A 9,742-nucleotide genomic window follows, 5' to 3' on the forward strand; every position below is an offset into this window, starting at 1 on the left:
CAGTTCTCCTGGTCAGGCAGCGATGGGCGTGGAAGGGGAGGCGGCGGCGATCTCTGTCAAGACCTCGCCCCGATGGCGGGCGAGCAGGGAGATCGGTATGCGCAGGTGTGCCAGGCTCGGATCGGTCCAGCGCAGCTCGGCCAACGCGGCTTTTTCCATCGGTACCGGACGGGTCGCGAGACCACACCTATGGCATTCGATGTGCAGCAGCGGTGGGCAAGGCGCGCCCAGGCGGTGTCCGGCCGGAGCGCCTTCGGTCACGACGATTTGCGGTCGATGGCCGGGTGCGCAGAGGGGGACTGAGTCTGGAAGCGGGCGAGCGGTCTGTCGCATGGTTAGCCCCTCACCGAAGTGCTGAGCGCCCAGCGCGCTTTGGCCGCATCGCGGTCTGCGTGCGCCTGGTGGATCTCGGCGATGCGCAGCGGCACGACAACCGCAGCCAACACCACGACGGCTGCCCAGGCGAGTCGGACACGGCGGCTCATGCTGCGCCTCCGCCAATCTCTTGCCGCATTGCCCGCAGGCTTTTGACAGGAAGCGCTTCATCCAGGAGTTCGGCGCAGTCGGCGCATGCGTACTGCGCTCCACCGCCGCCGTCGATGTCGATCCCAAGCACCCAGCCCTCGCGCCCGGCGAGATCCTCGCAGTCGTCCGTGCTTGTGGCGCCTGGGCTGTGCTCATCACAGTTGAAGCACCACAGGTGGTGGTTCTTCGCTGCAGACGCGCTCATGCCCGCACCTCCGCAGACATATCGCGCGAGCAGGCTTCCAGACGGAGGCTTGCGACGCCCATGCGCCGGGAGCGACGGAGTTGGTTGCGGCTGTGTTCGCCCTTGCTGCGAGCCCACAGGGTCCGGGCGGTGCTGTGATCGCGTGCTGCCACGGCCCGCAGGGCCTTCACGGCCAACAGCGGCAGCAGGCAGGGGCTTGTATCGGCGTAGCGATGAGACATGGCGCGCTCCTGTTCGAAGGAGGGCGCCGGCGGGTCAGTGGCCGAGGGGGCGGCTACCGCCGGTCACGGGAGGGGCCGGCAGGGTGGCGACCCGCCGGTCGCCCGCCAGCTGCACAGCTGGCAGGGCGGACTCTACAAACAAACTTGCGTGGCCGTCAACAAGAAAACTTGCGACGGAGCGCGATGTCGCCCGGAGCCCCCAACTTTCGGGCTACTTGGGTCGAAGCTGAACGGGGCAACGGGTGCTAACCTCCGGACCTTCTAAGGAGGGAGGGGAGGTGTATGGAAGTGTTCTTCAGCACGCTGGGTGCTCTGGGTGTGTGGCTCGTGGCGCTGGCCGTGCTTGCTTTGGCCGTCATGGGGCTGCTTATGCCATTGGCCGTGTTCGGCATCAAACCTCTTTTGCGGGTGCTCATTGAGGAGCAGCGCAGGAACAACCGATTGCTCGCTAGGCAGCTTCTGCGAGATCAGGGCATTGAACCGGAGGACGTGGCAGGAGTAGCCACGTCCAGAGATGATGGTGAGCCGCAGACGCTGCAGGACTTCATTCGCGAGCGTGATGGGCTTAGGCCGTAAGAGCAGCAATCAAGGGCGCGGCAAAACTGCGGCCATGTTCTTGATGAGCCCGGTTTGTTCGAGAGGGAAGCCCTCCATGATGGCTTCCCTCGCTTCTTCCATTTCGCAGAGCAATGCGCGCAGCTCTGTCGTTGATAGGTCGCTAAGGCGCTGTCTCAGAACCAGGTGTTGGTCGACAAGCCAGGCGAGCTGGAATGCGTCGCAAAGCATGCGAATCCGTCGAATGTATGCAAAGGCCGTAGCGTCGCTTGGCTCATTTGCGTGGCACTGGCGCAGGCATCTTGCGTCGGGCGGCCGTGCTTGCTGCCGGACCTTGTTAGCGAGTGCCTGCGCGAGAGCTTCCAGTGCTGCCGCTTCCTTCATGATCAACCCCCTTTGAAATCTGGCGCTTCCGCAGGTGCGCGGTAAAGTCGACCACGTTGTCCGGCGTGACTGTCTTCTCCTGCCGGGCAGTCAGATAGCTGTGAGCCAAGATGACAATCGAGGCGTCGCTGGCATCCTCTGGATCGAACGGCGATCCAAGAGCAAGACAGGCCAAGCGGACAAGTTGGTACGACGCGGCAAGCGTAGGGGCGTCGAGTTGCACGGTTTGAGACTGCGCAGTTCGGGGTGTTGAGAGCGCATTCAGTGGCTCATCCTTGTGCCAGCCAAGGAACTGCTCGACCGTCATGCCGAACGCGCGTGCCAGCTCCACCATGTACCTGGGGCGGCGTGTTGGAGTGTCTAGCAGCTGCTGGATGTGCTGGTACTTCACGTTGGGCGCGCCCGCAGCGCGGACGCGGGCTGCCAGAGCCTCAACGCCAAGTCCGTGGGCCTCCATCAGGCCCCGTGTGATTTCACCGATCAACATGCAAGCAATCTTGCACTGTTGATTCGCAAGAAAGATTGCGCTAGTTTATCGCAAGAATTCTTGTGAACTGGCATTTCATGACCCCTCTGCAACGGGCTATCGCGATCTGTGGGACCCAGAGTGAGCTGGCGCGGCGTGTGACCGGGAAGCCTGCGACTGGCTACGTCTATCACTGGCGAAAGAACGGTGTGACCGAGGAGGTGGCGATCGCCATCGAGAGGGCGGTCGCCTCGGCGATGGCCGAGAACCAGGATGCCGCGAACCGGGCCGCTACCCTCGGGGGCAGAGTAACCGCCGACGAGCTGATACCGGACGTGCGCTGGGAGCGTGATGCTGGTGGCGCCATCGTCGGCTACTTCAAGCGCGTCAGCGGTTCGCTGGGGGTAGCCAGTGCCAGCCCGTGACCCAGCGCTAGTCCTCTTCATAGGTCGCTATGGCTGGGTGCGCGGCCACCAGCGCTACCGCCTGTTCCGGACCCGGCAGCAGATCCGCAAGAGCGGGGTGATGGTGGTCCTCCTGGCGATGATTGCCGTGCTTGCGCTGGGAGTGCCGCGGCGCCCACAGGATGGCAACAACCCCGCCTGCCCCGGTGCGAACGTCGAAGGATCGGATGGCCTGAAAGCGCATGCGCTGAGGGAACGTGATGATCTCTGGCATGGCAGCAATGTTGATCGCCGCACTGCCGAGCGCGGAACGATGAAATGCGCGGCATTTCAGGGGGAGAGCGCATGACCTGCCTTCGCTCTGATCTTCACTGGCGGGACGCCTTGAACAACGCAGTTTCGTGCGCTCCGGGTGGAGTGCACGACGCGGCTGCCCACATCAGTAAACGCCGTGGGAAGTCAATCACTACCGAGACGTTGCGGAAGAAGCTTCGTGGGATCGAGGGTGAGTCCATATCGATGGAGATGGCCGAGATCCTCACCGAGTATCTGCAGCGCTTCGTTGGCACCCAGGCGATGGCGACTGACTGGGTGTGCTCGCTGGCTGGGCAGTTTGGCTTGATGGTGGATTACGTGCCAGCGCCGCCCGCAAACGGTTGGCCGGATGAACTGGCTGCAATCCAGGCAAAGCTGCTGGAGTTGCACAAGTTGACTGGTCAGCTGGCTGGCGCCGGCATCGACGCTCTGGCGGATCGTCGACTGACTGTTCCCGAGGCTGATCGCATCCAAGACCTTTCCCGCGAGGTACGCACGCTTTGCTTCCGTCTGGAGCGCAATGCATGCCGGGCTGCTGGTTTGCAGGGAGCTGAGGACTGACGTGGCGATTCATCACGCCCCTCGATCTAAGTATCGATGGCGTGGTCCAGCCAGCGCTTCCGCGCGGCAAGCAATGGAGCTTGCAGCACTCGCGTTGACCGATGCGGTGCCAGGCTTGGTGGGCGACGAAGCATTGGCGGAGCGCGAGCGCATCCGCCGGCGACAAGAGCAGCAAGACAACCGGCAGCACTGCCTGCCTTTGGGGAACCCAGATGTATCAAGCAAGCATTGAATCGGCCCCATCCCCCCGGGTGGCTTGTGAAAGGCCGCGTGCTACCCACTCCACTGAATCCGCCCTGGAATCGAGAGCGATTCTCGATACCAGCGATGGGTCCTTCCTGGGCACTTCGGACGCGGGTAATCAGACGCGCATTTCCTGGGTACATAGCGGCTCGGGAAACTACTGAATGTCTGAAAACTATGGGGATGTGCTGCAGCAGCTGCAGTCTGCTGGCCTGCTGGTCACCGAACTGGACACCACCGGGCGCATGGTCCGGTGCCGCGTCGAAGGTTCACGCGAGCGCCGGGGCTGGTACGCGCTCCACGAACTGAACACCTCGGCCGGGGAAGTGCTGGTCGTCGGCACCTACGGCGTCTGGCACGGCAACGAAAACGGCGCGACCAAGGTCGATCTGCGTAAGCGCGACAAGACCTTCTCCGATGAACAGCGCGAAGCGCTGCGCAACCGCCTGGCCGAGGATCGTCGCAAGGCGGAGTCCGCCCGGCAGACCCAAGCGAAGCGTGCGGCCGAGCGGGCGTCGTCGGCCTGGGCCAAGGCGAATGCAGTCGGCGATGCTGACTACCTGGTCAGCAAGGGCGTGCAGGGCTTCGGCCTGCGTTATGGCACTACTGGTGCCGCACTTGTCCCGCTGCTGGACGTCAACGGCCAAGTGCATGGCCTGCAGGTACTGCGCAGCGCCAAGCTGGCGGCCGCAGGGCGCAAGCCGGCCAAGGAATACTGGCCGGCAGGCATGGTCAAGAAGGGCCACTTCCACCTAATCGGCGGAAGCCCGCAGTGGATCTTGCTGGTGGCCGAGGGCTATGCCACTGCGGCCACGCTGCACATGGCGACGGGCTACCCGGTTGCCGTGGCTTTCGATGCTGGCAACATGCTGGCCGTCGCATCGGCCCTGGCAAAGCGCTATCGCAGCATCAAGATGCTGCTGTGCGCCGACGACGACGTACTGCAGAAGTGCAGGCACTGCAAGAGTCGCCTGGTGCTGGCCGACCATCCGCAGTTCTGCCCATCGTGCGCGCAGCCGCACGGCGCGTCGAATGCCGGCCTGCTCGGTGCAGAGGCCGCTGCGCTAGACGTGGGCGGCGCGGTGCTGCACCCGGTCTTCGCCGACGAGCCGGCCAGGCGTGAGCGCTTCATCGACAACGGCCGTAAGGTCAGCGACTTCAACGATCTGCACGCACAAGAGGGCCTGCATGTCGTGCGGGCGCAGGTCGAAGCCCGTCTCACGGAGCTTTCATGGCGGGTGCCTGCAGAAAAACGCGCGCCTTCCATCACCAACGACGGGGGCGAGGGGAATGATCGCTTGGCCCCCATCCATTCGCTAACCGAGCTTCTCGAGCGCTTCGCGCTGGTCTATGGGCAAGGCGGCACGGTGTTCGACCACAAAGAACACATGCTAGTTGCCCTGGGCGACATGCGCGATGCCTGTGTGCGCAAGGAACTGCATCGAGCATGGATGGAGCACTCGGATCGGTCCATCGTACGTGTGCGGGAAGTGGACTTTGACCCGTCGTGCGAGAAACCTGGGGTGACCTGCAATCTCTTCGCCGGGTGGCCGACCGTACCGCAGGAGGGCAACTGCGACCGGCTGTTGCAGCTGCTCTGGCACATGTGCGGAAACGAGGCCAACCAGAAGGCGCTGTACGACTGGGTGGTCAAGTGGCTTGCGTACCCGCTGCAGCATCCTGGCGCCAAGATGAAATCGACCATCGTCATTCATGGTCCGCAGGGTACCGGTAAGAACATGTTCTTCGATGAGTACATGAAGCTCTACGGTGACTACGGTCGCGTGCTTGACCAGGCGGCGCTGGAAGACAAGTTCAATGACTGGGCAAGCCGTAAGCTGTTCCTGCTGGCCGATGAGGTAGTTGCACGCACCGAGGTGTACCACCTCAAGAACAAGCTCAAGGCGCTGATCACTGGCGACCGCATCCGCATCAACCCGAAGAACATCCAGGCCTACGAGGAGGACAACCACGCGAACCTGGTGTTCCTCTCCAACGAGGCGATGCCTGTCGTGCTGGAGGAGGATGACCGGCGCCACGCAGTGATCTGGACGCCGGACAAGCTCAGTCAAGAGTTCTACACCGAGGTGCTGGCCGAAATCCGCAATGGCGCCACGGCTGCGCTGCACCACTACTTGTTGCAGGTGGATCTGACCGGCTTCACCAATGGCACCAACCCACCGATGACCCAGGCGAAAGAGGAGCTGATTGGCCTGAGCCAAGACAGCCCGCAGCGATTCCTGGACGAGCTCTACGGCGATGACATCCCGGGGTTAAAGCCCATGCCAGCGCTGTCGAAAGAGTGGTACGAGGTCTACAAGGCCTGGTGCGCGCGTGAGGGCTTGCCGCGCCCGGCACCTTCGCCAAAGTTCATCAATGCGCTGGTGCGCAAGCGCCAGATCATCCACCCCGACAGAGCGCGGAAGCGCTACCAGATCGAGCAGAGCGTGAACGGGCCTCACGGCTTCCTAATGCTCGGCAACTGCACCGTGCCAGACGGCAAGACAGAGGCGGCATGGCTGGGTGACCAGGTCGTGTCGTTCCGTCGCATGTTCTCCGACTACAAGGGGCGCGCGTGATCACTATGCCCATCAATGTGCGGTGTGTGCGGGATGTGCGGGCAGATGTGCGGGCACTGAATTGCTGTGAATCGCTTGCAGCAGTAGGCGTGTGCGGGACGTGCGGGCGACGGCCTACATGGGCGTGCGCGGGCGCGAACGGGTATCCAACTGCCACATCAGGATGTGCCTCGCGTGCGTATGTAGGTGGCCGCACATCCCGCACACGCCGCACACGCCTTGTGCCACAGCCATCTGGGGCTCGTCGCGTCCCGCACACGCCGCCGCACAGCCCGCACATGCTCGCGCGCGCGCAATTTTCCGTTTTAACGGTCTTCGAAGGAAATGGAGTGGGGGGTAGCAATGGCTGAGGATGACGTGACGATCACTGGGAAAGAGCTGGCCTCCCTGATCGGCTGCAAGCCGTCCTACGTGGTCGAGCTCAGGAAGAAGGGAAGGGTGGTGGTGGGTGCTGGCGGGAAGGGATTCCTGAAGAACGCCTCCCTGGAGCTCTACGCTCGCACCGCTGATCCGGTCTATGCCGGCGTAGCCCAGCGCCACGCAGATCAGCGTGGCAGCTCGCTGGTGGGGAGCATGGAGGGTGCAAATGCCCTCGACGCCGACATCGACGACGATGAGGAGGACGGTGACGACGACGATGCCAGGCCATCGCGCCCCGGCCGCCCACAAACACCGGATTCCGCGCGCAAGGCCAAGGCGCTGGCTGACAAGGCCGAGACCGACGCGCACATGGCCCACATCGCGCTGCAGAAGGAGCTCGGGCTGCTACTGCCCCGCGCAGACGTGGAGGCTTTCCTCGCTGAGCATGCAACGACGTTTCGGGGTGCGATGGAACGTCTGGCCGACACGCTGGCGCCACAGCTCGCGGCAACGCTGGATGAGGCCGGTTGCCGGCGCCTGGTCTGGGATGAGGTGAGCCATGCCTTGGAGGAGCTGAGCGAGGGCTTCCGAACGCTGGCGGCCAAGGCGGCGGAGGCTGCGGAATGATGGAGGCACAGAGTTGTCTGGCGTCGGTGCTGGCGCGCTCGCTGCAGCCGCGGCGGCCCATGAGCGTGTCTCAGTGGTGCGATGAGCACATGCGCTTGTCCACCAAGAGCGGCAGCAAGCCTGGCCGGTGGGTGACGGATCGGAATCCGCCGCTGCGGGAGCCGATGGACAACATGTCCGCCCGCAGCCCGGTACATGACCAGGTCTGCATGTTCCCGATCCAGTTCGGCAAGAGCCAGCTGGCGACTAATGCCATGGCCTACTGGATGGACTATGCGCCAGGCCCGATGATGTACGCGCTACCGGGTGAGGTGTCCATGAACAAGTGGATCGCCCAGAAACTCAACCCGATGATCGAGGTGTGCGCAGCGGTCAAGAAGGCACTGACCAGCACTGCCAGCCGCGACAGCGCCAACCAGCGCACGTTCAAGGACTTCGCAGGCGGCCAGCTGTTCGTGGAGCACATGGGCAGCCCGCAGCGCCTGAAGTCCTCGACGGTGAAGTACCTGCAGGTGGATGAGATCGATGAGGCGCCGCAGCAGCTCTCCACGGGCGACGATCCTGTGAAGATGCTGGACGGCCGCACGTCGTCCTTCCCGACGACCTACAAGCGGCAGTACATCAGCACGCCTGGCATCGCTGGGCTCAGCCGCATTGCCAAGCTGTACGACAAGAGCGATCAGCGCCGGTATCACGTGCCGTGCCCCCACTGCGGCCATTTTCAGGCGCTGCAGTGGAGTGGCCTGGTGTGGTCGCCCGACAAGAGACACGCATGGTATGCGTGCTGCGAGTGCGGCGTCGCCATCGAGGAACACTTCAAGACCGAGATGATCGCCAACGGGCGCTGGGTCGCGGCCAACCCTGACTCGCCCATTCGCGGCTACACCATCAACTGCCTCTACTACCAGTTCGGCCTGGGGCCGCGCTGGTTGGACCTGGTGAAGGAATGGCTGGAGGCGCAGGGCGATCCAGCTTCCCTAAAGACCTTCGTCAATGATCGCCTGGCCGAGACGTGGGAAGACCCGGCAATGCGGGCAGTGAAGCACAATGTCATCAAAGATCGTGCCGAGCCCTATGCGCTTCGCTCGGCTCCGCAAGGTGTGCTGGCTATCACCGTAGGTGTGGATACGCAGGACAACCGTCTTGCTGTTCACGTCGTCGGCTGGGGACGGGGTATGACCGCATGGACGCTGGACTATGTGGAGCTGCAGGGCGATCCAGCCGAGGAAGCGGTGTGGGTAGCCCTGACCGATTTGCTCAACCGCGCAATTGAGCGCGAAGATGGCGCGCTGCTCCGGCCGATGGCAGTGGCCATCGACGCTGGTGGCCACCGCACCGAGGCCGTCAAGAACTACGTCCGTCAGCGGCGCACCACCCGACCAATGTGCATCTTTGGTGCTGTACCCAACAACGCTCCCGTGCTGTCCAAGGGCAAGCTGGCTGACGTCACCTGGAAGGGCAAGACTGACAAGCGCGGCATCACCATCAACCACGTGGGTACCGTTGCGGCCAAGCACTACCTCTACAGCCGCCTCTCCGCTGATGCAGAGCGCAAGCCCGAGAATCGGATGGTCCACCTCAGCGACCAGTTGCCGGAAGAGTTCTTCCCGGGCCTAGTGTCAGAGGTCTACAACCCTGTGAAGAATCGTTTTGAGAAGAAAGTGACTCGAAATGAGCCTTTGGACACATGGGTCTATGCCTACGCTGCGACCCATCACCCAGAGGTTCGAATCAACCGCTTCACGCGTGCGGATTGGGATTTGCTGGAACAGAGGCTCGCCGGCCCGTCTAGCGTGAACGTTCCACGCGAAACGCCCGCCGAAGTGACTGAGGACGCCGCGCGTACCGATTCCCGTGAAACATCGAGCTTGCCTCGCCGGCAACGTCCCGCGCAGCCTCGCAGCACTGGGAGGCAGTGGTGAGCAGGAACACGGTCCGAAACAAGGTACGAATCAGTGAGCTGACGGAGGAGCTCGCGGTCGGCGCCGCGCTGCGCCTGCGATGTGACAGCGACGATATACGCAGCGTAGTGGAGGCCGTGGTGGCCTACCTTGTCGAAGAGTACCCAGCACAGGACCTGTACATCCCTGCCAGCATGCAGATCAGTGCCTACCCTGTAGATGAGATCCGAAAAGGGATGCAGGAACAGGAGTCTGTACGGTCGCTGTGCAGGAGGTTCAGGATTGACAGACGGACGCTGTACCGCTTGCTTGATGAGCCTTGCGCCAATGAGTAGTAGGTGCGGGTGAGTTCCCCGAGACTCACCCGCACTTGATCAGGAAACTGGCATCCATGAT

General features: G+C 63.2%; 13 protein-coding genes. 8 read left to right on the forward strand and 5 right to left on the reverse strand.

Annotation, left to right across the window (positions count from 1 at the left end; genetic code table 11):
• Positions 1-12: 12 nt before the first annotated feature.
• The 4 genes from ACZK4H_RS04405 to ACZK4H_RS04420 all read right to left on the reverse strand — a co-directional run bounded on the left by ACZK4H_RS04405 (position 13) and on the right by ACZK4H_RS04420 (position 951).
• Entirely contained in the window at positions 13-261 is a 249-nt protein-coding gene (locus ACZK4H_RS04405) for a hypothetical protein (RefSeq protein ID WP_241898471.1), read from the reverse strand.
• A gap of 74 nt (positions 262-335) precedes the next feature.
• Positions 336-485: a hypothetical protein gene (locus ACZK4H_RS04410; RefSeq protein WP_199157847.1), complete on the reverse strand. Its 150-nt coding sequence runs from the start codon at positions 483-485 to the stop codon at positions 336-338.
• The gene (locus tag ACZK4H_RS04415; RefSeq protein WP_099603941.1) at positions 482-730 is read right to left on the reverse strand and encodes a hypothetical protein; all 249 of its coding nucleotides are present in this window, start codon (positions 728-730) and stop codon (positions 482-484) included. Before ACZK4H_RS04415 ends, ACZK4H_RS04410 begins: the two co-directional genes overlap by 4 nt.
• Positions 727-951, reverse strand: a complete 225-nt coding sequence (locus tag ACZK4H_RS04420) for a hypothetical protein (protein ID WP_099603940.1) — start codon at positions 949-951, stop codon at positions 727-729. Before ACZK4H_RS04420 ends, ACZK4H_RS04415 begins: the two co-directional genes overlap by 4 nt.
• A gap of 282 nt (positions 952-1,233) precedes the next feature.
• Between ACZK4H_RS04420 and ACZK4H_RS04425 the strand changes: the two genes are divergently transcribed.
• Entirely contained in the window at positions 1,234-1,527 is a 294-nt protein-coding gene (locus ACZK4H_RS04425; protein WP_099603939.1) for a hypothetical protein, read from the forward strand.
• 316 nt (positions 1,528-1,843) lie between these two features.
• On the opposite strand, the gene ACZK4H_RS04430 is transcribed toward ACZK4H_RS04425, so the two are convergent.
• A complete protein-coding gene (locus ACZK4H_RS04430) occupies positions 1,844-2,377 on the reverse strand; it encodes a hypothetical protein (RefSeq protein WP_099603938.1) in 534 nt (177 codons plus the stop codon).
• 137 nt (positions 2,378-2,514) lie between these two features.
• Here ACZK4H_RS04430 and ACZK4H_RS04435 point away from each other — a divergent pair, with 137 nt between their 5' ends.
• From ACZK4H_RS04435 to ACZK4H_RS04465, 7 genes are all read left to right on the forward strand, one after another.
• A complete protein-coding gene (locus ACZK4H_RS04435) occupies positions 2,515-2,781 on the forward strand; it encodes a hypothetical protein (protein WP_143570816.1) in 267 nt (88 codons plus the stop codon).
• Between the two features lie 100 nt (positions 2,782-2,881).
• A complete protein-coding gene (locus tag ACZK4H_RS04440) occupies positions 2,882-3,109 on the forward strand; it encodes a hypothetical protein (RefSeq protein WP_143570817.1) in 228 nt (75 codons plus the stop codon).
• Between the two features lie 176 nt (positions 3,110-3,285).
• On the forward strand, positions 3,286-3,636 hold the full coding sequence (locus tag ACZK4H_RS04445) for a hypothetical protein (protein ID WP_241898472.1): 351 nt from the start codon (positions 3,286-3,288) through the stop codon (positions 3,634-3,636).
• A gap of 407 nt (positions 3,637-4,043) precedes the next feature.
• Positions 4,044-6,458, forward strand: a complete 2,415-nt coding sequence (locus tag ACZK4H_RS04450) for a DUF5906 domain-containing protein (protein WP_099603935.1) — start codon at positions 4,044-4,046, stop codon at positions 6,456-6,458.
• A gap of 342 nt (positions 6,459-6,800) precedes the next feature.
• On the forward strand, positions 6,801-7,445 hold the full coding sequence (locus tag ACZK4H_RS04455) for a hypothetical protein (RefSeq protein ID WP_099603934.1): 645 nt from the start codon (positions 6,801-6,803) through the stop codon (positions 7,443-7,445).
• Positions 7,442-9,367: a phage terminase large subunit family protein gene (locus ACZK4H_RS04460; RefSeq protein ID WP_099603933.1), complete on the forward strand. Its 1,926-nt coding sequence runs from the start codon at positions 7,442-7,444 to the stop codon at positions 9,365-9,367. Before ACZK4H_RS04455 ends, ACZK4H_RS04460 begins: the two co-directional genes overlap by 4 nt.
• On the forward strand, positions 9,364-9,681 hold the full coding sequence (locus ACZK4H_RS04465) for a helix-turn-helix domain-containing protein (protein ID WP_199157845.1): 318 nt from the start codon (positions 9,364-9,366) through the stop codon (positions 9,679-9,681). The genes ACZK4H_RS04460 and ACZK4H_RS04465 overlap by 4 nt, the downstream gene beginning before the upstream one ends.
• Positions 9,682-9,742 lie beyond the last annotated feature (61 nt).

Source organism: Stenotrophomonas sp. 78350_Sma (assembly GCF_056482105.1).

Coding starts and splice junctions, on each gene's coding strand:
- ACZK4H_RS04410 (WP_199157847.1), bottom strand. CDS start 485: ATGAGCCGCCGTGTCCGACTCGCCTGGGCAGCCGTCGTGGTGTTGGCT.
- ACZK4H_RS04445 (WP_241898472.1), top strand. CDS start 3,286: ATGGCCGAGATCCTCACCGAGTATCTGCAGCGCTTCGTTGGCACCCAG.
- ACZK4H_RS04455 (WP_099603934.1), top strand. CDS start 6,801: ATGGCTGAGGATGACGTGACGATCACTGGGAAAGAGCTGGCCTCCCTG.
- ACZK4H_RS04425 (WP_099603939.1), top strand. CDS start 1,234: ATGGAAGTGTTCTTCAGCACGCTGGGTGCTCTGGGTGTGTGGCTCGTG.
- ACZK4H_RS04415 (WP_099603941.1), bottom strand. CDS start 730: ATGAGCGCGTCTGCAGCGAAGAACCACCACCTGTGGTGCTTCAACTGT.
- ACZK4H_RS04420 (WP_099603940.1), bottom strand. CDS start 951: ATGTCTCATCGCTACGCCGATACAAGCCCCTGCCTGCTGCCGCTGTTG.
- ACZK4H_RS04430 (WP_099603938.1), bottom strand. CDS start 2,377: ATGTTGATCGGTGAAATCACACGGGGCCTGATGGAGGCCCACGGACTT.
- ACZK4H_RS04450 (WP_099603935.1), top strand. CDS start 4,044: ATGTCTGAAAACTATGGGGATGTGCTGCAGCAGCTGCAGTCTGCTGGC.
- ACZK4H_RS04460 (WP_099603933.1), top strand. CDS start 7,442: ATGATGGAGGCACAGAGTTGTCTGGCGTCGGTGCTGGCGCGCTCGCTG.
- ACZK4H_RS04440 (WP_143570817.1), top strand. CDS start 2,882: ATGGTGGTCCTCCTGGCGATGATTGCCGTGCTTGCGCTGGGAGTGCCG.